Below are 22,471 nucleotides of genomic sequence, written 5' to 3' on the forward strand. Positions count from 1 at the left end.
CTCGCTACTTCGTCAGGGCGCCGACGACGGCGTCGATGTACGCCTTCATCGACCCGGGACCGCCGAACATCCAGATGCCGTCGTGCAGCCGGTGCACGTCGCCGGCCTTGACGAACGGCAGGGACTTCCACACGGAGTTCTTGGTCAGGGCGCCGGTGAACGGGGTGCTGTTCTTGTCCTCGTCGCTGGCGATGTACGCGAACTGGACGTCCTTCGGGAGGGCGGTGAGCCCCTCCACGTCGGTGGATCCGAGGCCGTAGGCCTCGTCGCCCTTCACCTTCCAGGCGTTCTTCAGCCCGATCGCCTCGTTGACCTCACCGATGAGCGAGGTCGCGGTGTAGGGACGGATCGAGACCTGGTTGGAGTTGACGTAGCCGTCGGCGAAGGCGATCTCCTTGCCCGCCATCCTGGCGTCGGTCAGGGCCTTCTTGCCCTCGGCGACCTTCGCCTCGAAGTCCTGGCGGACGGTCTTCGCCTTGTCCGTGGTGCCGGTGGCCTTGGCGATGAGGTCGACGTTCGCCAGCATCTGGTCGATCTGGCCGGTGCGGTCGGCGGACTTGACCTCCAGCACCGGGGCGACCTCGCGCATCTGCTTCACGGCGGCGGGCGGCAGGTCCGTGGTGGCGACGATGAGGTCGGGGGCCAGGGAGGCGACGGTGTCCATGCTCGGCTCGCCCCGCGTGCCGATGTCCTTGGGCTTGTTCTTCAGCGGAGCCGCGGTGTCCCACGTCGTGTAGCCCTTGACGTCCGCGACGCCGACCGGGTCGACACCCAGCGAGACGAGGCTCTCGACGACGTTCCACTCGGTGGCGACGACCTTGGTGGCCGGGCCGTCCAGCTTCACCTCGTTGCCCTTGCCGTCCTTGAGCGTGATGGCCTCGGAGGCCTTCTTCTCCGTCTTGTCGGCGGCGGGCTCGGTGGTGCCGCAGGCGGCGAGGGTGAGCGCCGCGGCGGTGGTGGCGGCCGCGGTGAGGAGGAGGCGTCTCATGAGGTGGTGCCGAGCCTTTCGGTTCGTATGTGGTGGCGGCCGATCGGGCGGGTGCGCAGCCGGCCGGTCAGGGGGTCGGTGTCGACGTCGATCCGGATGCCGTAGACGGCGGTCAGGCGTTCCGGCGTCAGCACGTCCTCGGGCAGGCCGTCGGCGACGATCCGGCCCGCTTCGAGGAGCGTGATCCGGTCGGCGACGGCCGCCGCCTGGTCGAGGTCGTGCAGGACGACACCGACGGCGATCCCGTGGTCGTCCGCCAGGTCGCGGATGAGGTCGAGCAGTTCTATCTGGTAGCGGAGGTCGAGGTAGGTCGTCGGTTCGTCCAGGAGCAGTACGCCGGTCTCCTGGGCGAGGCAGCTCGCGAGCCACACCCGCTGCAACTGCCCGCCGGACAGGTGGTCGGCGCCGCGGTCGGCGAGTTGGCCGACGCCGGTGAGCGCGAGCGCCCGGTCGACGGCGGCCGGGCCGTCCGGATCCGGCCGCCCCCAGCGGCCCCGGTACGGATAGCGGCCGAACTCGACGACGTCCCGCACGGTCAGTCCGCCGGGCGTGGGGCGCGCCTGCGTCAGCAGCGCGACGTACCGCGAGAACTCCCGGGACGTCAGCGCCAGGCCGTCGGTGTCGCCGTCGATCCTGAGTGTGGCGCTGCGGGCGTGCTGCAGCCGGGCGATGGTCCGTAGCAGCGTCGACTTCCCGCTGCCGTTCGGGCCCACCAGGACGGTCACTTCGCCGGGCCTGAGCCTGACCGCCGCGTCGTGCACGACATCGACACCGTCGTACGACACGGTCACGCCGGTCGCCGACAGTTCATGCCCGCGCAGGCGCGGGGTACCGGCTGCGTCTTCACCTGATCTCACGTGGCGAAGGTTAGCCTAACCTAATAAGTGCTGGTAGAGGCGGGGGTCACGGATACCGGCGGCGACCGCGTCGCCCCTTCTGCCCGAAGCCGGACGACGGACTCAACTCGCTTGCCACGACTGGGGTTTCCACAGACCGGCCCGGTTCAGGGACTGCGGGCAGTGGAGGTAGATCTCGTCGATCTCCATGAGCAGCGCCAGGTCCGGACGCCTGCCGTTGCGCGCCATCGCGTCGAAGAAGGGCGCGTCGGTGAGGATGCGGACCCGGCCGTTGACCCGCAGCACATCCTTGCCGCCGGGGACCAGGTAGAGCAGGCCGGCGTGCGGGTTGTCGAGGATGTTGTGGAAGCTGTCCCCCCGCCGGTTGCCCGGCCGGTCGGGCAGGGCGATGGTGGCGGGACCGAGGACGTGCGTGAATCCCGGGGCGTCGCCGCGGGGTGAGACGTCGCAGTTGCCCTGCGCGTCGGAGGTGGCCAGGAGGCAGAACGGGGAGCGGGCCATGATGTCCCGGTCGTCGTCCGTGAGCCGTTCGTGGACCTTGTCGATGACGATGGGCCAGGGCTCGCCCAGCAGGTCGCGCAGTTCGGCGCGGGAGCCGAGTTCGACCCAGCCGTCCTCGGGGACGGTGTCCGACCGGTCTCCGGTCACGTCGATCGTGTGTGGCAAGGCCCGCTCCCAGGTGTGTGCGTGCCGGAAGCGGGTGCTTCCGGAGGTGGTTGCACAGAGAACATTATCTGGCGTTAGGTTCGCCTTACCTAACACCCGGCAGGGGCAGGGTCCGGGGCGGACGGTAGCTCCACTCCCGGTCCGCGTCGGTGATCTCGCGCAGCACCCGCGCCGGTGTCCCGGCGACGACCACCATCGGCGGCACGTGTGCCGTCACCACGCTGCCCGCACCGACCACCGACCCCCGGCCGATGGTGACCCCCGGCATGATCAGTGCGCCGGCCCCGATCCACACGTCGTCCTCGACGCGCACCGGCGCCGAGAACTGCGTACCGTCCCTGCGCAGGTCCGGGTGGACGGGGTGTCCGGTGGTGCTGACGGTCACGTGCGGGGCGAACATGACCCGGTCCCCGACGAAGACCTCGACGTCGTCGACGAGGGTGAGGCCGAAGTTGGCGTAGACGTCGTCGCCCAGGTGCACGTGGTTGCCGTAGGCGACGTGCAGCGGCGGTTCGATCCACACCCCCGTGCCCAGTGAGGCGAGAAGCTCCTGCAGGATCGTCCGGCGGCCGTCCTCGTCCCGGGGGGCGGTGCGGTTGTAGGCGTCGGCGAGCTCCTTCCCCCGCAGGCGCTCCTCCGTCAGGACCTCCAGGCCCGGGGCGCCGTCCGTGTACAGCTCCTGCGCCGCCATCCTGCGGCGTACTTCCAGTTCACGCGGATCCAGGGTCATACGTCCTCCTCCGGTCACCGGCCGGCCGGCTCCGTCCGCACCGCGGAGGGGCGGTGCGGACGGAGCCGGCCGCGTGTGCGGTGGTTGTCAGCCGGTGCTCGTGGCGGTCACGTCCGTCACGGTCCAGCGCTGGTTCGCGCCGGAGTTGGGCGGCCACGTCGTGACGGCCGCGCCCGCGTGGGTGGCCTGGCCGCCGACCTCGAGGAGGCGGCCGGTGCCGGCGTTGACCAGCGTCCAGGTGCCGTCACCGGTGGTCGACACGATCCACTCGGCGGCCGCGTCGCGCCCGCCCCGGTCGGGTTCGGCCACCGGGACGTCGTCGCGTACGGCCAGCCGCGTGCCGTCCTCCGGGTCGGTGAAGACGTAACGGTCGCGGACGCCGTCGTCGTGGCGCACCGCGCTCAGCCGCCACTGCCGGGCGCTTCCGGCCTCGGCGCCCAGTACCAGGTTCGTGCCGTTGTCCGCGACGGTGACGGGCTTGCCGCTCTGCACGCCGGTCAGCGTGTAGGTGTGGCCCTTGCGCAGCAGGGCGGCGTCCTCCGCGACGCCCGAGACGCCCTTGACCGCGAAGGAGGTCACGGACTGCGCGGGCACGGTGAAGGTGGCCGCGCGGTCCTCGACCCTGATCGGGGCTCGCTGCTCGAGCTTGCCGTCGGCGCTGGTCACGACCGGGGTGACGGTCGCCCCGCGGCGCACGTCGCGGAACTTCGACAGGTCGATGGTGACCGTGCGGGCCTCGGTGGTGCGGTTGACGTGGACGAGCGAGGCGCCCTTGCCGTCGCGGGTGACGGCGGCGGCGCTGGAGGTGTCGTCCGTCTTGATCAGCCGGTCACCGGGCTTGATGAAGTGGGTGAAGTTGCGGGCCGTGTCGAACTTGGTGTTGGTCCGGATCGGGCAGGTCTCGAGCGTGTCCTCGGCGGTGCAGCTGAACGGGATCTGGATGCTGCCCCAGTTGCCGCCCTTGGCGGACTCGCCGCCCGGCCTCATGTTGTCGTAGTCCTCGACGGGCTGCCAGAACACCCAGGCGCGCGGCTCCAGTTCGCGCAGGTCGTCCACGATCTGCTGGGCGAGGCCGAGACCGGGGCGCATGTCCTCGAAGTCCTGGCCGTCGCCCCAGTCGCCGCCCACCTCGCTCATCCACAGCGGCTTGCCGGCCGCCTTGGACAGGTCGCGCACGGTGGTGCGCTGCCCGGTGCCGTAGGTGTGGACGTTCATCTGGCCGACCAGGTCACGGTCGGCCGGGGAGTAGGCGCTCCAGTTCTTGGCGAAGGTGCCCGGGTTGGTCTCGTCCATCGCCGAGATGTCCGCCTTGACCTTGGCCTTCTTCAGCGCTGGGGCCAGGGCGCGCAGGACCTCGCGCTGGAGCTCGGGACCCATGTGGGCCCCTTCCTGCCGGCCGCCGACGGGTTCGCCGTCCGCGCCCAGAGTGGTGCCCCAGTAGGGGGTGTTGGGTTCGTTGAACGGGTCGACCGTGTCGACCTCGATGCCCTCCGCCTGCTCCAGCCGCCGGGTCGCGCCGGCCAGGTAGGCGGCGAAGTCGTCGACCGACTCGGACCTGAGCTGGTCGGCGGAGGAGTCGAAGCCGCCGGAGACGTAGCCGCTGACCGTCATGAACCAGGGCGGCGAGTTGCTGAACGTCTCCCAGTGGTCGATGTCGTCCTTGATGCGCTCGACCCACCAGCGCTGGGTCGCGTCGGCGTCCTTGTTCCAGTCGGCCGGGTCGTCGGCGCTCCACCAGCCGGTGTCCTCGCGGGTGGTGCCGGCGGGCGCCTTCCACCAGCCCTCGACGGCGCCGCCGGCCCGCAGGTAGTCCTTGACGTCCGGCGCGTTGCCGCCGCCGATGTTGTAGCGGGCGATGTTCAGCCCGAGGCCGTCGTCGTCGAACAGGAGCCGGGCCAGCTTCTCGCGGATCTCGGGCGGGTAGTCGCCGGTCGCGTTGGCGAACCAGACCAGGCTGGTGCCCCAGCCCTCGAACTTCTCCTGCTGGTACGACGGGTCCGGCCGCACGGTGACGGAGGCGGTGGCCGTGGCCGGTTCGGCCTGGGCCGGGACGCTGATCGATGCGGCCCCCGTGGCCAGGGCGGTCAGGGCGGCGGCCCCGAGGAGGCGTCTGCTGCGGGTACGGCGTGCCATCGTGTGCTCCCAACTGACAGGTGTGGTCGCTGCGGTGGCCCCTCCCGCCCGGTTTAGGGCAGGAGGGGGCGGCCCCGGAGCGGGTGCGTGCCGCTCCGGGGAGTCGTGGGTGGTGCGGTGGCGGTACGGGTCCTCGGCCGCTCCCGGACGGGCCGGTGTGGCTCAGGCGGTGGGCGTGCGCAGCACGGCGACGCCCCGCGGCGCGAGGACGACGGCGCCGTCGGCGCCGGTGCCGCCCACCAGGACCTCTCCGGTGAGCCCCGGGACGGTCACGGTCTCGTCGGTCCGGTTGACCAGGAACCGGAACCGGCCCCCGGGGCCGCGGCGCACCGTGACCTCCACCGAGCCGCGCACCTCGGCGGGCAGTTCGCTCGCCACGCCGGCCGGTTCCAGCAACCTCGGCAGCAGCGCGGCGAGCCCGTCGGCGCCGAGCCGGGTGGAGACGTAGGCGGCCGAACCGCCGCCCGCCGGACGCCGGGTGACGGCCGGGCGGCCCGCGTGCGTGCCGGTGCGGTAGTGGGCGAGGACCTCGGTCCCGGGCGCGGTGGCGGTGATGTGGTCGGTCCACAGGTCCCCGGTGCTCGCGTCGTCCAGCTCCACGGTCTGCCCGGCGGGCAGCGGGCCGAACTCCTCGATGCGGATGCCGAGCAGCTCCCGCAGGGCGCCCGGGTAGCCGCCGAGCCAGACGTGGTCGTTCTCGTCGACGACGCCGGAGAAGTACGTGGTGACCAGGTGGCCGCCCTGCTCGGCGTAGCGCGTGAGGTCCTTGGCGAGCTCGGCCGGGACCAGGTGCAGCACGGGCGCGATCAGCACCCGGTGCCGGCTCAGGTCGGCGCCGGTGGTGACGACGTCGGCGCGGATGCCGAGGGAGAGCAGCGCGGAGTACCAGTCGAGCGCCTCCCGGTGGTAGTCGAGCAGCGACGTGGGGTGCGAGTCCTGCTCGCTCGCCCACCACGACTCCCAGTCGAAGAGGATGCCGACCTCGGCGGCCTCCCGCTCGCTCCCGGCGACCGGCGCCAGCGTCTTGAGCGTGTCGCCGAGCGCGGCGACCGCGCGGAAGAGGTCGCTGTCGGCGCCGGCGTGCGGGACCATCGCCGAGTGGTACTTCTCGGCGCCCGCCGCCGACTGGCGCCACTGGAAGAAGCAGACCGCGTCGGCGCCGTGCGCCACGTGCGTCAGCGAGTCCCTGGCCAGCTCACCCGGCCGCTTGGCCAGGTTCACCGGCTGCCAGTTGACGGCACTGGTCGAGTGCTCCATCAGGAACCAGGGCCGGCCCCCGGCGATGCCGCTGGTCAGGTTCGCCGAGAACGACAGCTCGTCGCGGTCCCGGGGGCTCGGCACGACGTAGTGGTCGTTGGCGACGAAGTCCACCTCCCCCGCCCAGTCGGCGTAGTTCATGCCCTTGGTGCCGGGCATCACCATGAAGTTGGTGGTGACGGGGACGTCGGGTGTCAGCTCCCGCAGGAGGTCCCGCTCCGCGCGCAGGTGGTCCTTGAGCGCGTCCGAGGAGAACCGCTTGAAGTCCAGCTGCTGGGTCGGGTTCGGGTGCGAGGCGGCCAGCCGCGGCGGCAGGATCTGCTCCCAGTCGCTGTAGCGCTGCGACCAGAACGCCGTGCCCCAGGCGTGGTTGAGGGCGTCCAGCGTGCCGTACCGCGCGCGCAGCCAGTCACGGAAGGCGCGGGCCGCGTCGTCGGAGTAGTCGTACACGTTGTGGCAGCCCAGCTCGTTGTTGACGTGCCAGGCGACCAGGGCCGGGTGGCCCGCGTAGCGGGTCGCCAACTCCCGGACCAGGCGCAGGGCGTGCTCGCGGAAGACCGGTGAGGTGGGGCGCCAGTGCTGGCGCGCGCCCGGCCACAGCGTCTCGCCGCGGTCGGTGACCGGGAGGATCTCCGGGTGCGCGGTGGTCAGCCAGGGCGGCGGGGAGGCGGTGGCGGTGGCCAGGTCGACGCCGACGCCGTTCTCGTGGAGGAGGTCCATGACCTCGTCGAGCCAGGCGAAGTCCCAGGTTTCGGGACCGGGTTGGATGCGGGCCCAGGAGAAGATGCCGAGCGACACGATGTTCACGCCGGCCTCGCGCATCAGCCGGACGTCCTCCTCCCACACCTCCCGGGGCCACTGCTCGGGGTTGTAGTCGGCGCCGAAGGCGAGACGGGAGGCGGGCGTACCGTCCTGCGTGGGCTGGAGACGGGACAGGAGGGTGGAGATCATGGCGGTCCTTCCGGTGTGGGGGCGAGCGGTGCGCAGGGCGGCGCGGGAGCCGCGCCGCCCTGCTGCGGGCCGCCGCATCGCGTGTTACTTCTCGACGGTGAAGCCCTGCTCCGTGCCGTACTTGACGGAGGCGTCCTGCCAGGACTTCAGGCCTTCGGCCAGCGTGGTGCCGGAGACGTAGGCCTTGCCGACGGTGTCGTTGAAGACCGAGTTCGCGTACACCTGGTAGGGCAGGTACGACCAGTCGTCGGCGACGTTCGCGGCGGACTCGGCGAAGATCTTGTTGGCCTTCTGGCCGCCGAAGTAGGGGAAGGCGGTGTCCTGGAACCTCGTGGACCGCAGATCCGCGGTGGTCGCCGGGAAGGCGCCGCTCTCCAGGCGGGTCTGCACGCCCTTGCCCGCGTTGGCGTACTCGACGAAGGCGTAGGCCAGCGCCTCGTTCTCGCCCAGCTCCGGCAGGGCCAGCGCGCTGCCGCCGTTCTCCGCGCTCGCCTTGGCGCCCGCGGTCCACTGCGGCAGCGGGGCGACCCGCCAGTCACCGGCGGCGTCCTTCACACCCGAGGCGAGGTTGGCGGGCATCCAGGCGCCGGTGGCGAGGGTGGCGATGGTGCCGTCGCCCAGGCCCTTGTACCACTCGTCGGTCCAGGAGTTGACGGGGGCGAGCAGCTTCTCGTCGATGAGCTTCTGCCAGGTGCCGGTGTACGTCTTGGCGCCCTGGTCCGAGAAGTCGATCTTCACCTTGGTGCCGTCGACGGTGTAGGGGCGCGAACCGGCCTGCCAGAGCATGCTGGTGGTGGCCCCGGCGTCGCCGATGTCGGCGGTGATGTACGCCTTCGGGTCGGCCTTGTGCAGGGCGCGGGCCGCGTCCAGGTACTCGGCCCAGGTCGTGGGCACCTTGATGTCGTACTTGTCGAAGACCTTCTTGTTGTAGAACAGCGCCATCGGACCGGAGTCCATCGGCAGGGCGTACACGCCGTCGCCGCCGGCCTTCACCCCGTTCCACGGGCCGGGGGAGAACGAGGCGGACAGCTTGTCGGCGCCGAAGGCCTTGAGGTCGGTCAGCTGCTTGGTCAGCGTGTACTGGCCCATCGCGTAGTACTCGATCTGGGCGACGTCCGGAACGCCCTTCTTCGCCGAGATGGCGTTCTGGAGGGCCGTGTACTGGTCGTTGTGGGTGCCCGCGTTGACGAGGTCGACCTTGACGCCGGGGTGTTCCTTCTCGAAGTCGGAGGCCACCTGCTTGAGCGTGGGCTCCCACGCCCAGACCGTGAGGGTACCGCCCTTCTTCAGGGCCGCCTGGATGTCCGCCGGGGAGAGCGCCTTCTGGCTCGACTCCCCGTCGTCGGAGCCGCAGGCGGTCGCCCCGAGGGCGAGGGCGCAGACGAGGCCTATGCCGCGCAGCAGGCGGCGCGAGTGCTTGGGCATGGGTGTGCTTCCACTTCTTCGTGGCCGGAACCGGCACCGTTGAGGGTTGTGAGGGGCAAAGTGAGAGGGGGAGCGGGCGGGCGGCTACTCCTTGACGCTTCCGGCGGCCAGTCCCGACTGCCAGTACTTCTGGAGCAGCAGGAACGCGGCGATCAGCGGCAGGATGGTGATGAGCGACCCGGTGACGACCAGGTTGAAGACGGCCTCGCCGCCGGCGGTCGCGGCCTGGGCGTTCCAGCTGTTCAGGCCCAGCGTCAGCGGATACCAGTCGGGGTCCTTCAGCATGACCAGCGGCAGGAAGTAGTTGTTCCAGGTCGCGACCATGGTGAAGAGGAGAACGGTGACGATGCCGGGCGCCAGCAGCGGCAGGGCGACCTGGAAGAAGGTGCGCACCTCGCCGGCGCCGTCGATGCGGGCGGCCTCCATCAGCTCGGCCGGGATGGCCTCGGTGGCGAACACCCACATCAGATACAGGCCGAACGGCGAGATCAGGGACGGGATGATCACCGCCCAGGGGGTGTTGGTGAGCCCCATCTTGCTGAACATCAGGAAGGTCGGCACCGCCAGCGCGGTACCCGGCACGGCCACCGCGCCGATGACGACGGCGAAGACGGCACGCCGGCCGGGGAAGTCGAACTTGGCGAGCGCGTAGCCGCCGAGCACGGCGAGGAAGGTGGCGCCGCCCGCCCCCAGCCCCACGTACAGCAGGGTGTTCAGCAGCCAGCGGGTGAAGACGCCGTCGTTGTAGGTGAACGTCTCGGTGATGTTGTCCCACAGCGCGAAGTCGCCGTCGAACCACAGACCGAAGGAACGGGACAGTCCCTCCTGCGTCTTGGTGGCGCTGATGGCCAGCCAGATGAGCGGCACCAGGCTGTACAGCAGCACCAGGGAGGTGAGGACGGTCAGCAGGACGCTGCGCCGGGGCTTGTCGGCGGAGTGCCGGCGCCGGGGGGCGCGCAGCCGGGGCACGGAGCCCGGCGCGCCGGGCGACGCGGGCGCGGAACGGTCGGAGGCGGTGACGACGGGACTGGTCATCGCTGCTTCACACTCCCTTGCGCATGCCGCGCAGCTGGACGACGTAGGCGATGACCATCGTGATCAGCCCCATGACGATGGCGACCGTCGCGGAGTAGTTGTGCTGCTGCCCGTTGAAGGACAGCGAGTACGTGTAGTGGTTCGGCGTGTAGTCGGTGGTGATGGCGTTGGGGGCCAGGGCCTGCAGGATGCTGGGCTCGTTGAAGAGCTGGAAGCTGCCGATGATCGAGAAGATCGTGGCGATGACCAGGGCGCCGCGGATGGCCGGGAGCTTGATGGCCGTGATCACGCGGATCTGCCCGGCGCCGTCGATCTGCGCCGCCTCGTACAGCGAGTGCGGGATGACGCGCAGCGCCGAGTAGAAGATCAGCATGTTGTAGCCGACGAACTCCCAGGTCACGATGTTGCCGATGGAGGCCAGCACCAGGCCGGGGGAGAGCGGGTCGGGCAGCGAGACGCCCAGCGCGCTGTTGATGTCACCGACCAGGCCGAAGCGGGTGCCGTACATGAAGCCCCACATCAGGGTGGCCACCACGGCGGGCACGGCGTACGGCAGGAAGATGGAGATGCGGAAGAAGTCCCGGCCGTACAGCCGCCCGCTGTCCAGCGCCAGAGCCACCAGCAGCGCGATGCCGAGCATGATCGGCACCTGGACGGCCAGGAAGAGCGAGACCCGGCCGAGCGAGGCCCAGAACTGCTCGTCCTCCAGTGCCTGGGAGTAGTTGTCCAGGCCGACGAACGTGGTGCCGCCGATGAGCTGGTCGCGGAAGAGGCTCAGGTAGACCGAGTACGCGATCGGCGCGAGGAAGACCAGGGCGAACACGGCCACGAAAGGACCGAGGAACCCCCACCCCGTCCAGGAGCGGCGGTCCCGCCTCGCCGGGGGTGGGGCAGGCCGCGGTTCGGCGGCGGCCCGCGGTTGCAGCGTCGTCATGTCGTTCCTCGCTCGTCCATGTCCTGGAGGCTCATCATGTTTGCGTAAACATCCGATGCCCGGGAAGGGGTCCGAGAGGTGTTATGTTTACGTAAACATTGGATGGCGGCATGTCTACACTGCCCCGAGGACGACGGTCAAGGGTCCGTCGGGAACCGGGACTCGAACAGGTGCGGAGAGGTGGCGGACGGCAAGTGGACACGGCTGAGGGAGTCGCGGGCGCCCGGGACGAGGGCACGCGACGCCGGCGGGGCGGCCGGGTACCGACGGCGTCCATGGCGGACGTGGCCCGGCTGGCGGGGGTCTCCTCGCAGACCGTCTCCCGCGTCTCCAACGGCTACGCCGGGGTGACCGAGGAGACCCGGCAGCAGGTGCTGGCGGCCATGAAGGAGCTGGGCTACCGGCCCAACAGCGCGGCCAGGGCGCTCAAGCGCGGAGAGTTCCGCACCATCGGCGTCATCACCTTCTCGCTGGCGACCACGGGCAACGTGCGCACGCTGGAGGCCATCGCCACCTCCGCGGCGAGCGAGGGTTACGCGGTGACGCTGCTGCCGGTCGCCGTCCCCACCCAGGACGAGGTGCGGGGCGCGTTCTCGCGGCTGGAGGAACTGGCCGTCGACGCGGTGATCGTCATCATGGAGGTCCACCTGCTGGACGCCGCGACCCTCAAACTGCCGCCCCACGTCCAGGTCGTCGTGGTCGACTCCGACGCCGGCGACCACTACACGGTCGTCGACACCGACCAGGCCGGCGGCACCCGCGCCGCCGTGCGGCATCTGCTGGACCTCGGGCACGACACGGTGTGGCACCTGGGCGGGCCGGAGGGCTCCTTCGCCGCCCAGCGCCGCACGGACGCCTGGCGCCGCACGCTCACCGAGGCGGGCCGCACCACGCCGCCCCTCGTACGGGGCGACTGGTCGGCGGAGTCCGGCTACCGGGCCGGCCTGGAACTCGCCGCCCGCGAGGAGTGCACGGCCGTCTTCGCGGCCAACGACCAGATGGCCCTCGGCCTGATGCGCGCCCTGCACGAACGCGGCCGGCGCGTCCCCGAGGACGTCAGCGTCATCGGCTTCGACGACATCGCCGAGTCCGGCTCCTTCCTGCCGCCGCTGACCACCGTCCACCAGGACTTCGCCGAGGTGGGGCGGCTCTGCGTGCAGGCCGTGCTGCGCAAGATGCGCCATGACGGCCCGGAGCGGGGCACGACGCTGGTACCGACCCGACTGGTGACCCGGGCGAGCACGGCGGCGCCGCGGAGGTGAGGACGCGGGGCCGAGGGCCGCCTTTGCGTTCGGCTTCCACGCGGCGGTCCGGGCCGGCCCAGGCCGGTCCGCGGCGGGTCGACGGCCGGTCGGCGGCCGAACGGGTGAGTGCCGTCCGGTTTACCGACCGCCGGGGAAGGCAACTCCAGAAGCCCGTCGTCGTTCCCCCACGCCCAGGAGAGCTCCATGACCCAAGTCGCCGACTATGTGCTCCAGCGCCTGTCCGAGTGGGGCGTCCAGCGTGTGTACGGCTATCCGGGCGACGGCATCAACGGTCTGCTCGGCGCGTTCGACCGCGCTGACGGAGACCCGGAGTTCATCCAGGCGCGGCACGAGGAGATGGCCGCGTTCATGGCCTGCGGGCACGCGAAGTTCACCGGTGAGGTGGGGTGCTGCGTCGCCACGTCGGGTCCGGGCGCGGTACACCTGCTCAACGGTCTGTACGACGCCAAGCTCGACCACCAGCCCGTGGTGGCCGTGGTCGGCCAGCAGAAGCGGCTGTCGCTGGGTACCCACTACCAGCAGGAGATCGCCCTCGACCAGCTGTTCGCGGACGTGTCCGAGTACTGTCAGATGGTCGTCCACCCGGGCCAGGCCCGGCACGTGATCGACCGCGCCTTCAAGACCGCGCTGACCACCCGCGGGGTCGCCACGATCATCATCCCCAACGACGTGCAGGAGGAGGAGGCCCAGCCCTCCCCGCCCAGGGAGCACGGCTCCGTCTTCTCCAGCGTGGGCTGGAGCCGCCCCCGGGTCCTGCCCGACCTCGACGAACTGCGCAGGGCCGCCGACGTCCTCAACGCGGGCGACAAGGTCGCCATGCTGGTCGGCCAGGGCGCGGCGAACGCCGAGGCCGAGGTGGCCGAGGTGGCCGAACTGCTCGGCGCCGGCGTCGCCAAGGCACTGCTCGGCCGCGAGGTCCTGCCCGACGACCTGCCCTACGTCACCGGCCCCATCGGACTGCTGGGCAGCAAGGCCAGCGACAACATGATGCAGGGCTGCGACACCCTGCTCATGGTCGGCAGCAGCTTCCCGTACTCCGAGTGGCTGCCCGAGGAGGGACAGGCCCGGGGCGTCGAGATCGACATCGACGGCCGCATGATCGGCATCCGCTACCCGATGGACGCGCACCTCGTCGGCGACTCCAGGGAGACCCTGCGCGCGTTGATCCCCATGCTCCAGCGCAAGAAGGACCGCGGCTGGCGGGAGAAGATCGAGAAGGACGTCCGGGAGTGGCACGACCTGTGCGACCGCTGGGCGGGCGAGCACTTCGGCAAGACGATCAACCCCCAGTCCGTCGCCGCCGAGCTGTCCCCGCGGCTGCCGGACGGCGTCATCCTGACGGCGGACTCCGGCTCGGGCACCAACTGGTGGGCACGCCACCTCATGCTCCGCGACGGCATGCGGGCCTCCCTGTCCGGCACGCTCGCCACCATGGGCCCCGGGACGCCCTACGCGATCGCGGCGCGGTTCGCGTACCCCGACCGGCCGGTGATCGCCTTCATCGGGGACGGCGCCTTCCAGATGAACGGCATGAACGAGATGATCACCGTCAAGCGGTACCTGGACCGCCTGTCCGGGCCTGCCCCGCTCGTCTTCTGCGTCTTCAACAACCAGGACCTCAACCAGGTCACCTGGGAGCAGCGCGCCATGGCGGGCGATCCCAAGTATCCGGGCTCCCAGGACATCCCCGACGTCCCCTACGCCGCCTACGCCGAACTCCTCGGCCTCAAGGGCATCGTCTGCGCCGACCCGAAGAAGGTCGGTGCCGCCTGGGACGAGGCGCTCGCCGCCGGCCGGCCCGTGGTCCTGGAGTTCAAGGTCGACGCGGAGATCGCGCCGATCCCGCCCCACATCATGAAGGACCAGGGCAAGAAGGCCATCAAGGCGGCGCTGCACGACCCGCAGCTCACCGGGATCGCCACCAAGGGCGTACGCCAGAAGCTCACCGAGTACGCCGAGCACCTCCCGGGCCGGGGCCGGAAGTGAGCGGCGGGCGACGGGTCCGGCGTAGCGGCCGGCACGACCGGGCGGGCGGCCCCGGTGTCGTGGTCGTCACCGGGGCGAGCGGCGGCGTCGGCCGCGCCACCGCACGGGCCTTCGGCGCCCGCGGGAGCGCCGTGGCCCTGCTCGCGCGCGGCGAGTACGCCCTGGAACGGGCGGCCGAGGAGGTCCGGGAGGCCGGCGGTCGCGCGCTGCCGCTGGTCGTGGACGTCTCCGACCCGGTGGCGGTGGACGCGGCGGCCGACCGGATCGAGGAGGAGCTCGGCCCGATCGACGTCTGGGTGAACGCGGCGTTCTCGACGGTCTTCGCGCCCGTGCCCGAGATCAGGCCCGAAGAGCTGAAACGGGCCACGGAGGTGACCTACCTCGGCTTCGTCCACGGCACCCAGGCCGCCCTGCGGCGCATGATGCCCCGCGATCGCGGCACCATCGTCCAGGTGGGGTCGGCGCTGGCGCAGCGCAGCGTCCCGCTCCAGGCGGCCTACTGCGGGGCCAAGCACGCCATCCAGGGGTTCACCGCGTCCCTGCGCTGCGAGCTGCTGCACGACCGCAGCGGGGTGCGGGTGACCATGGTCCAGATGCCCGGGCTCAACACCCCGCAGTTCAGCTGGGTCCTCACCCGGCTGCCCCGGCATCCGCGCCCGGTGGCTCCCGTCTACCAGCCCGAGGTCGCCGCCGAGGCGGTCCTGTACGCCGCCGACCATCCCGGGCGGCGCGAGTACTGGGTGGGCGGCTCCACCGTCGCCACCCTGCTCGGCCAGAAGGTCGTCCCGGGACTGCTGGACCGCTACCTGGCCCGCACCGGTTACGAAGGACAGCAGACCGACCAGCCGGTCGACCCGGCGCGGCCGGTCAACCTCTGGAAGCCGCCGGACGGCACCGCGCCGGCCGACTACGGCGCGCACGGCGTCTTCGACGACGAGTCCCACGCGCGCAGCGTCCAGTTCTGGATCTCCCGCCACCGCCGCCCGCTCGCCCTGGCCGCCGCCGTGACCGGAACCGTCGCCGCGGCGGTGGCCGACGGCGTGCGCCGACGGTCCCGCGGCGGCCGGACGGCGGCTTTGCCGCGGTGGGCCGCCCGTTCCGGCCGGAGCGCGTGGGCGACGGCCCGGGAGGGGCTGCCGCACGGCTGACGACCGGCCGGCGCGACGGGCTGCGGGCCAGCGCGTGCCGGCGGGAACGGTCGCCGGCGGGAAGGGTCACTGCCGGTCGATGTGGCGGGTCCACCAGTGGTGCTCGCAGAACCAGTGACCGACCATCGCGCCCCCGAAGACGACGAATCCGACCCCGATCAGCCAGGACTCCACCACGAGCACGATGCCGACCGTGCCGTAGCTGATCGCGTTGTCGAGGATGAGCGGGGTGAAGACGAGGAAGGAGAAACCGCGCAGGCCGATCAGGCCCACCATGGTCGCGAGCGCCCCCGGCAGCAGGTCCCGCCAGCGGACCTGGCTGCCCAGCAGGAAGTGCTGGCCCCACCAGAAGAACAGCATGCCCGTCGCCGTGGACAGCGCGATCCGTGCCGTCCCGTGCAGAGCGGTCCGCGTCTGCACCTCCTGGTAGAGGTAGGCGGTCAGGGCGACCACCCAGGTCAGCTGGCGCCAGACGCGGTGCCACGGGCCGGAGGGCAGCCCCCAGACGCGCTCGTAGCCGTTCTGCACGCTGGCCGCGAAGGACACGCCGAACACGGCGAGCGCGATACCGCCCCACACGCTCGTGGTGCCGATGACCTTGGTCGGCGGGCTGATGATGTCGGTCAGCACCCGGGCGGACCGGCCGGACAGCCCCATGCCGTCGGCCAGCCAGGACGCGAAACCCCCCCGCCCCAGGGGATCGGCGGCGGCCACCACGATCAGCAGCGGCGCCAGCGTCACCAGGGCCAGGGTGGCGAAGCCCATGGCCCGGTGCATCAGCTCCAGCTCCCGGCCCCGGCGGACGAGGGCGGACGCGGCCAGCCGGTCCCACACACGGTGGAACGGCCGCCACAACCGGTTCACGGGCTGCTCCTCGGGCGTCCTTTCGATGGCGCGCGGACGCGGAACTGAATGACCCGGCGGCGCGCCGGACAAACGTCGCGTCACCCGGTCGCCGGTCTCCGCCGCCGCGGACCGCCGTGCCGCGACGGCCTTCGCACGGATCGAACGGCGAGGGCGCCTGGTCAGGGGCGCGGAGTCAGGGGCGCGGAGTCAGGGGTCCATGCGCTGCTGCTCGCGCATGCGCTCGTTGTGCCAGGCGATGGCGGCGCGTATCTGCGGCTCCTGAAGGCCGGTCCGGCAGCCGAGCTGGTCCATGGAGAGCGCCGGCGGGCCCGTGGTCAGGGCCCGGGTGAGTTTCGCCGCCCACAGCTCCTCCTGCACGAAGGGCCGGTCCGCGTAGTCCTTCTTGATCGCGTCGAAGTGGTCGTCGCAGCACGCGGTGATGAGCCGCAGCCCGTCGAACCACTCGTTGGTGGTGTGCGCCGCGGAGGAGTCCGGTACGTATCCGCTCACGGACTCGTCCTTCGGGAAGACCCTGGCGCACAGGTCGCACAGTTCGATGGGGACCGGCTTCGCGGGCCGCCGGCCCTTCCTGCTCTTGCGCTTCCACATAGCGACTCCCGGGATGCCACACAGCAGTGTCGACGCCGGTGTGCCGGAAACGAGTTCGGCGTCCGGAATGCCGGAGTTACCCGCAGGGCGGGGAGCAAACGCCCCGCGGGTGACCGGGCGACGCTACGCCAGCCTGACCGGCAGCTCGAACAGGTCGTTCTGCGTGACCACCGGCTTGTTGCGCAGGTCCGACACCGGCACCGCCAGGTCCAGGCGCGGGAAACGGGCGTAGAGCGCGGGGAGCGCCACGCCGGCCTCCAGGCGCGACAGGGCCGCGCCGGGGCACACGTGGGGGCCGTGCCCGAAGGAGATGTGCCGGTTGCGCGAGGCGCGGGTGATGTCGAACTCGCCCGCCGTCGGACCGTGCGCCCGCTCGTCCCGGCCCAGCGCGCCGTACGACACGATCAGCGCGTCCCCGGCGGGCAGCACCTTGTCGCCGACCGGGACGTCCTCGGTCGCGAAACGGATCAGGACGTGCGAGGTCGGGGTCGAGTAGCGCAGCGTCTCCTCGATCACCGCGGACCAGTCCGCCTCCCCGGACAGCACCAGGTCCCGCTGTCCGGGATGTGCGGACAGGTTGACCACGGCGTTCACGATGAGCGAGATCGTGGTCTCGTGGCCGGCGGCCACCATCAGCTGGAGCGTGGAGACGATCTCCTCGTCGCTGAGGTGGTCGCCGTCCTCGGAGGCGAGGATCAGCGCGCTGGTCAGGTCGTCGCCGGGCGCGGCGCGCTTCGCGGCGACCGTGTCGGCCATGATCCCGGCCAGCTCGGTGAGGGTCGCGACGACCTCCGCCGGGGGCGTCTGCGTCGAGAAGAACTTCTCGAACAGCACCTTCAGCCGCGGCAGCCGCGCCTCCTCGATGCCCATCAGGTCGGCGATGACGTACATCGGCAGCGGGTAGGCGAAGGCCGACTTGAGGTCCACCACGCCGCCGTCCGCGGGCAACTCGTCCAGCAGCCGGACGGTGAGCTCGGTGATCCGCTCGCGCATGTGCTCCACCCGGCGCGCCGTGAGCGCCTGCGCGACGAGCGTACGCAGCCGGCGGTGCTCGGCGCCGTCCACGGTGAGCATGGAGCGGCCGGGGTTGGCCAGCCCGATCAGCGGCCAGTCCGCGGGGATCTCGCCGCGCTGCCACGCCCCCCACACGTTGATGTCCTTGACCAGCCGGGGGTCGGTGAGGAGCGACTTGGCCTCCGCGTGGTGGGTCACCGCCCAGACGGGCACACCGCCCGGCAGCTCCACCGCCGCGAGCGGCCCGGCCGCGCGCAGCCGGGCGCTCTCGCCGTCCAGGTCGGTGACGAACGGATCCAGCGGGATCCGCGCTTCTTCGGTGCCGGTCGTCATGCTGACGTGCCTCCCAGGGCAGTGGTCGGGGTGAACCGCACGGGCAACTCGGTCAGCCCCCGCAGCCAGGGCGAGGGGCGACGGGTGAGGGACCCGGCCGGTACGGCCAGGTCGATGTCCGGCAGCCGGTCGAGGACGACCTCGATGCCGGTCCGCGCGATGACCTCGGCGACCTCCTGCGCGGGAAAGGGGCAGCGGTGCTCGCCGTGGCCGAAGGAGAAGTGCGCGTTGTTGCCGCCGGTGAGCGCGGAGCCGTCGGTGCGGATCTGCGGGTCGGAGTTGGCGCCCTGCAGCCCGAGCAGCACCAGGTCACCGGCGCGGATGTGGCGCCCGCCGAGCCGGGTGTCGCGCGAGGCCCACCGGCCGGCCACGTTCTGCGTGGGCGTGTCCTCCCACAGCACCTCGTTCATGGCCTCGGCGACGCTGTTGCGGCCACCGAAGAGGGAGGCGGCGAAGCGGTCGTCGGTCAGCATCAGGCGCAGCGAGTTGCCGATCCAGTCCGCCGTGGGCTGGTGGCCCGCGGCCATCATCACCATGAGGTCCTGGGCGACCTCCTCCTCGCTGAAGCCGCTGTCGTCGGCCAGCATCCGGGACGCGACGTCGTCGGCGGGCGCCGCCTTCCGCTCGGCGAGCAGCCGCCCCATCGACGTGGCGAGGTGCGTCTGGCCGGCGATGGCCCGCTCCCTGCCGTCGATCATGTCGTTGAGGGCCGTGACCAGGGCCGGTCCCTGCTCGTCGGAGAAGCCGTACAGACGGGCCAGCACGCGTACCGGCAGCAGCATGGCGTAGTCGCCGACCAGATCGGCCTCGCCCTTGGCGCAGAGCCGGTCGACGAGTTCGTCGGCGAACCGTTCGGCGTGGCCGCGCAGGACGTGCGGGTCGACGGCCTCCAGCGCGTCGCTGATCATGGCGGCGCGTTCGCGGTGCCGCTCGCCGACCGTGTAGAGGATCGACGGCTGCTTGCGGCCGATCATCGGCAGCAGGGGCCAGTCGTCGGGGATGTTCTCCCACTGGTTCCACAGGTCGGAGTCCCGGCTGAACAGCACCGGATCGCCGGTCACCTGGTGCAGTTCGCGGTAACCCAGCACCAGCCAGGCGGGGACGTCCCCGTCCAGGAGCACAGGTGTGACGGCACCGTGCTCACGCCGCATCTGCCGGTACAGCAGGGCGGGTTCGGTCTGGAAGCGGGGGCCGCTGAGCGGTACGGCGGAGGGGGCGTCGGTGCTCACACGAACTCCTGTCGGGGCCGGGCCGCCTGGCCGGCGTAGTGGGCCTGGAGGTGCTCGACGAGCGTGATCAGCACGTGCTTGGCGGACTCGCGGGACCGTGCGTCGCAGGAGACGAGCGGCACCCGCGGATCCAGGTCGAGGGCAGTGCGTACGGCCTCGGGCGGGTGCTGGGGCCCGCCGAAGTCGTTGCAGGCGACGATGAACGGCGTTCCGTGGTGCTCCAGGCGGTCGATGGCGTACCAGGAGTCGTCGATGCGGCGGGTGTCGACGAGGACCACCGCGCCGAGCGTGCCGGAGAACAGCCGGTCCCACAGGAACCAGAACCGTTCCTGTCCGGGCGCGCCGAACAGGTACAGCACGTTGTGCGCGTCGAGGCTGATCCGGCCGAAGTCGAAGGCCACGGTCGTCGCGGTCTTGCCGCGCACCTCGCTGATGTCGTCGACCGCCTCGCCGGCCTGCGTCATCGTCTCCTCGGTGTTGAGGGGGCGGATCTCGCTGACCGAGCGGACCATGGTCGTCTTGCCGACGCCGAACCCGCCCACGACCACGATCTTCAGGCCGTTGTCGGCGGACGCACCCAGGGGGGTGCGGGCGTCAGAGATTGCGGAGTCCAACGAGCACCTGCTCCAGGATGTCGGGATCGGGGACGGCTGCCTTGGGGTGGCGCGCGCTCACACGGCCCGTGGCGTGCAGGTCGGAAAGCAGGATCTTGGTGATGCTCACCGGGAGCCGCAGTTCGGCGGCGATCTCCACCACGGCCGTGGGGGCTTCGGTCATCCTGAGGATCGCCGCGTGCTCCGACTGCATGCCGGGCGTCGGCTCGCACTCGGCGACCACGAGGGTGACCAGGTCGAAGGGGTTGTCGGGGCCCGATCGGCTGCGTCCCTGGGTGACGGTGTAGAGGCGGTCGGGCGCGTCGTCCCTGCCGGGGCGGCTCATGACGTACGGGGCCGCGCGGTGAGGTGCTCGCCGAGCTGCTCGACGAACTCGCTCATGTTGTGCCCGACGAGTCCCGCGTCCGCGTCCTCGGAGGTGACCACGGCGAGGTGCGCGCCCTCACCGGCCTCCACGATGAACAGGACGCCGCCGTAGAACTCGGTCATGGCCGAGCGCACCCCGCCGCTGCCGTCGCCGAACTCCACGGAGGCGCCGTGGGACAGCGACTGGATGCCGGCGGCGATCGCGGCGAGCTGGTCGGCCTGGTCGACGGAGAGCTCCGGGGTGCGGCACAGCTTGAGGCCGTCACGGGAGAGGACGAGTGCGTGCCGCGCACCCGGCGTGCGCTCCAGGAGGCCCTCGATGAGCCAGGTGAGCTTCTCGTCGGCGGTGGTCGAGCCGGTCATGGGGTGGTGTCGCCTTCCGGGTGCGCGTGCGAGTGGGACGGGTGATCGGGGGCCGTCTCGGCCGGTGCGGGGGCGGCGGGCTCCGCCCGCGGGGCACCGTCCCGCGCGGGGCCGGTGGCCCGTACGGCCTGGCGGAAGCTGCTGAAGCGGGCCGCGCGTGCCTTCGCGTCGCCGGCGGGCGGCGTGGTGCGCGGCTCGGTGGACCGGGCGGCGCGGGCGCGTTCCGCCTCGGCGAGGGTACGGCCGCGGCGGCGCCTGGGCAGCCCCGTGACCGGCTCGGCGGACCCGGTCGTCGCGTCCGGCCCGCGGTCCGACGACTCGTGGGCGGGCAGCGGCTCGGGATCCACGTCGGCGGGGCCGGCCGGCTCGGCGGGCGGTGCGGAGGCGCGGGGCGGAGCGACCGGGACCGTGGGCAGGGGGTGCGCCACCGGGCCGTCGGAGGCGGCCGGGCCGCTCAGGAGGTCCTGGGGCACGAGCATCAGCACGCCCGTACCGCCGCGCGCGGACGGCCGGAAGGACACCTTCAGCCCGTACTTGAGGGACAGCCGGCCCACCACGGCGAGACCCAGCCGGGTGCCCGTCAGGCCGCCGAGTCCGGCGGACGCGCCGGACACCGCCTGCTGGGCCCGGCGCAACTGCACCTCGCCCATCACCAGGCCGCTGTCCTCCACGGACACGATGACGCCGGCGGGCACCTCCTCGACGTACACGTGGACCTCGGCGGTCGGCGGGGAGAAGTTCGCGGCGTTGTCGAGGAGTTCGGCCAGGGCGTGCATGACGCCCTCGGCGGCGTGTCCCGCGACCGCGGCGTCGCTGGCCGAGTGCACGCGCACCCGCTGGTAGCCGGCGATACGTCCCATGGCGCCGCGCAGAATGGACTCCATGCCGATGGGCCGCGCCCAACGGCGTCCGGAGCGGGCCCCCGTGAGGACGGCGACGGAGTCGGCGAGCCGGCCGGCCTGCGCGGTGCGGTGGTCGAGGTGGAGCAGGTCGGCCAGGACGTCCTCGTCGCTGTGCCGTTCCTCCATCGCGCGCAGGTCGGCGAGCATCCCGGTGGCCAGCGCCTGCATCCGGGCGGCCGCGTTGGCGGTCGCGGAGACCGCGGCGGCCCGCTCACCGTCGGCCCGGTCGAGCCGCGCCCGCAGCCGGCCGGCCTCCTCGGTGAGCCGGGCGACCTCCTGGTCCCGCTGTTCGGCGAGACGCACCCGCTCCTGCTCGAAGCCGTCCGTGAGCCGCCCCCGCTCGCGGTCGAACTCCACCACGAGGCGGGCCCGTTCACGATCGGCCTCCGCCCGCAGGCGCTCCCGCTCCTGACGCGCCCGCTCGGCCAGCCGTAGCCGTTCCTGGGCGAGCCCTTCGGCGTCCGCGCGGGCGGCGTCCAGCAGTCGGCGGGTGACCCGTTCCCCGCGGGCGGCGTGCACGGCCACGGTCACGGCGGCGCAGAGCAGGATCGCCGCGGCACTCGCGCCCAGGGCGAGCGGGAGGCGCACGGAGGACGGCGCCGCGGCGACGGAACCGCCGACGACGAGCGCCGAGACCACCGCGCAGGGCAGGCCCACGACTGCGAGGGCGCGGGAAGCGGTTCGGTCGCGGGGGCGGGCGGGCGCGGTCATCAATCGGGTCCTCGCCAGGCCGCCGGAGCGGCCCTCGTGTCGTCCTTGGGGGCGCGGGCGGGCAGCGGGCAGCCATCACACGGCGCGCAACTGGCGATCACTATACGAG

General features: G+C 71.9%; 20 protein-coding genes. 3 read left to right on the forward strand and 17 right to left on the reverse strand.

The window, feature by feature from the left end:
* Positions 1-4: 4 nt before the first annotated feature.
* The 9 genes from KUM32_RS00815 to KUM32_RS00855 all read right to left on the reverse strand — a co-directional run bounded on the left by KUM32_RS00815 (position 5) and on the right by KUM32_RS00855 (position 10,976).
* The gene (locus KUM32_RS00815; protein WP_217139768.1) at positions 5-988 is read right to left on the reverse strand and encodes an iron-siderophore ABC transporter substrate-binding protein; all 984 of its coding nucleotides are present in this window, start codon (positions 986-988) and stop codon (positions 5-7) included.
* Positions 985-1,845 carry an ABC transporter ATP-binding protein gene (locus KUM32_RS00820; protein ID WP_217139769.1) on the reverse strand — a complete coding sequence of 287 codons (861 nt, stop codon included), beginning with the start codon at positions 1,843-1,845 and terminating at the stop codon, positions 985-987. Before KUM32_RS00820 ends, KUM32_RS00815 begins: the two co-directional genes overlap by 4 nt.
* A gap of 102 nt (positions 1,846-1,947) precedes the next feature.
* Positions 1,948-2,511 carry an MSMEG_1061 family FMN-dependent PPOX-type flavoprotein gene (locus KUM32_RS00825; protein WP_217139770.1) on the reverse strand — a complete coding sequence of 188 codons (564 nt, stop codon included), beginning with the start codon at positions 2,509-2,511 and terminating at the stop codon, positions 1,948-1,950.
* An 85-nt stretch (positions 2,512-2,596) separates the two neighbouring features.
* Positions 2,597-3,241 (reverse strand): sugar O-acetyltransferase, encoded by a 645-nt coding sequence (locus tag KUM32_RS00830; RefSeq protein WP_217139771.1) that lies wholly within the window; start codon positions 3,239-3,241, stop codon positions 2,597-2,599.
* Between the two features lie 87 nt (positions 3,242-3,328).
* On the reverse strand, positions 3,329-5,374 hold the full coding sequence (locus KUM32_RS00835) for a glycoside hydrolase (protein ID WP_217139772.1): 2,046 nt from the start codon (positions 5,372-5,374) through the stop codon (positions 3,329-3,331).
* Between the two features lie 162 nt (positions 5,375-5,536).
* Positions 5,537-7,582 (reverse strand): beta-galactosidase, encoded by a 2,046-nt coding sequence (locus KUM32_RS00840; protein ID WP_217139773.1) that lies wholly within the window; start codon positions 7,580-7,582, stop codon positions 5,537-5,539.
* 84 nt (positions 7,583-7,666) lie between these two features.
* Positions 7,667-9,007 (reverse strand): sugar ABC transporter substrate-binding protein, encoded by a 1,341-nt coding sequence (locus KUM32_RS00845; RefSeq protein WP_217139774.1) that lies wholly within the window; start codon positions 9,005-9,007, stop codon positions 7,667-7,669.
* An 84-nt stretch (positions 9,008-9,091) separates the two neighbouring features.
* The gene (locus KUM32_RS00850; RefSeq protein ID WP_217139775.1) at positions 9,092-10,042 is read right to left on the reverse strand and encodes a carbohydrate ABC transporter permease; all 951 of its coding nucleotides are present in this window, start codon (positions 10,040-10,042) and stop codon (positions 9,092-9,094) included.
* Positions 10,043-10,049: 7 nt separating this feature from the next.
* Entirely contained in the window at positions 10,050-10,976 is a 927-nt protein-coding gene (locus KUM32_RS00855; RefSeq protein ID WP_217139776.1) for a carbohydrate ABC transporter permease, read from the reverse strand.
* A gap of 194 nt (positions 10,977-11,170) precedes the next feature.
* Here KUM32_RS00855 and KUM32_RS00860 point away from each other — a divergent pair, with 194 nt between their 5' ends.
* The 3 genes from KUM32_RS00860 (at position 11,171) to KUM32_RS00870 (ending at position 15,375) form a co-directional block, all read left to right on the forward strand.
* Positions 11,171-12,238, forward strand: a complete 1,068-nt coding sequence (locus tag KUM32_RS00860; protein WP_374227470.1) for a LacI family DNA-binding transcriptional regulator — start codon at positions 11,171-11,173, stop codon at positions 12,236-12,238.
* A gap of 186 nt (positions 12,239-12,424) precedes the next feature.
* Entirely contained in the window at positions 12,425-14,227 is a 1,803-nt protein-coding gene (locus KUM32_RS00865; RefSeq protein ID WP_217139777.1) for a thiamine pyrophosphate-requiring protein, read from the forward strand.
* Positions 14,224-15,375, forward strand: coding sequence for an SDR family oxidoreductase (locus tag KUM32_RS00870; RefSeq protein WP_217139778.1), 1,152 nt, complete (start codon positions 14,224-14,226; stop codon positions 15,373-15,375). Before KUM32_RS00865 ends, KUM32_RS00870 begins: the two co-directional genes overlap by 4 nt.
* 66 nt (positions 15,376-15,441) lie before the next feature.
* Here KUM32_RS00870 and KUM32_RS00875 read toward each other — a convergent pair whose 3' ends face one another.
* From KUM32_RS00875 to KUM32_RS00910, 8 genes are all read right to left on the reverse strand, one after another.
* Entirely contained in the window at positions 15,442-16,239 is a 798-nt protein-coding gene (locus KUM32_RS00875) for a ribonuclease BN (RefSeq protein WP_217139779.1), read from the reverse strand.
* A gap of 189 nt (positions 16,240-16,428) precedes the next feature.
* Positions 16,429-16,830 carry a hypothetical protein gene (locus KUM32_RS00880; protein WP_217139780.1) on the reverse strand — a complete coding sequence of 134 codons (402 nt, stop codon included), beginning with the start codon at positions 16,828-16,830 and terminating at the stop codon, positions 16,429-16,431.
* Between the two features lie 123 nt (positions 16,831-16,953).
* Complete coding sequence (locus KUM32_RS00885; RefSeq protein WP_217139781.1) at positions 16,954-18,177, reverse strand: cytochrome P450; 1,224 nt, start codon at positions 18,175-18,177, stop codon at positions 16,954-16,956.
* A complete protein-coding gene (locus KUM32_RS00890) occupies positions 18,174-19,406 on the reverse strand; it encodes a cytochrome P450 (protein WP_217139782.1) in 1,233 nt (410 codons plus the stop codon). The genes KUM32_RS00885 and KUM32_RS00890 overlap by 4 nt, the downstream gene beginning before the upstream one ends.
* Positions 19,403-20,020 carry an ATP/GTP-binding protein gene (locus tag KUM32_RS00895; protein WP_217139783.1) on the reverse strand — a complete coding sequence of 206 codons (618 nt, stop codon included), beginning with the start codon at positions 20,018-20,020 and terminating at the stop codon, positions 19,403-19,405. The genes KUM32_RS00890 and KUM32_RS00895 overlap by 4 nt, the downstream gene beginning before the upstream one ends.
* Entirely contained in the window at positions 20,001-20,345 is a 345-nt protein-coding gene (locus tag KUM32_RS00900) for a DUF742 domain-containing protein (RefSeq protein ID WP_217139784.1), read from the reverse strand. Before KUM32_RS00900 ends, KUM32_RS00895 begins: the two co-directional genes overlap by 20 nt.
* Positions 20,342-20,749 carry a roadblock/LC7 domain-containing protein gene (locus KUM32_RS00905; protein ID WP_217139785.1) on the reverse strand — a complete coding sequence of 136 codons (408 nt, stop codon included), beginning with the start codon at positions 20,747-20,749 and terminating at the stop codon, positions 20,342-20,344. Before KUM32_RS00905 ends, KUM32_RS00900 begins: the two co-directional genes overlap by 4 nt.
* Positions 20,746-22,362, reverse strand: a complete 1,617-nt coding sequence (locus KUM32_RS00910; protein ID WP_217139786.1) for an ATP-binding protein — start codon at positions 22,360-22,362, stop codon at positions 20,746-20,748. Before KUM32_RS00910 ends, KUM32_RS00905 begins: the two co-directional genes overlap by 4 nt.
* Positions 22,363-22,471 lie beyond the last annotated feature (109 nt).

It is taken from the genome of Streptomyces sp. AC627_RSS907, from assembly GCF_019049165.1.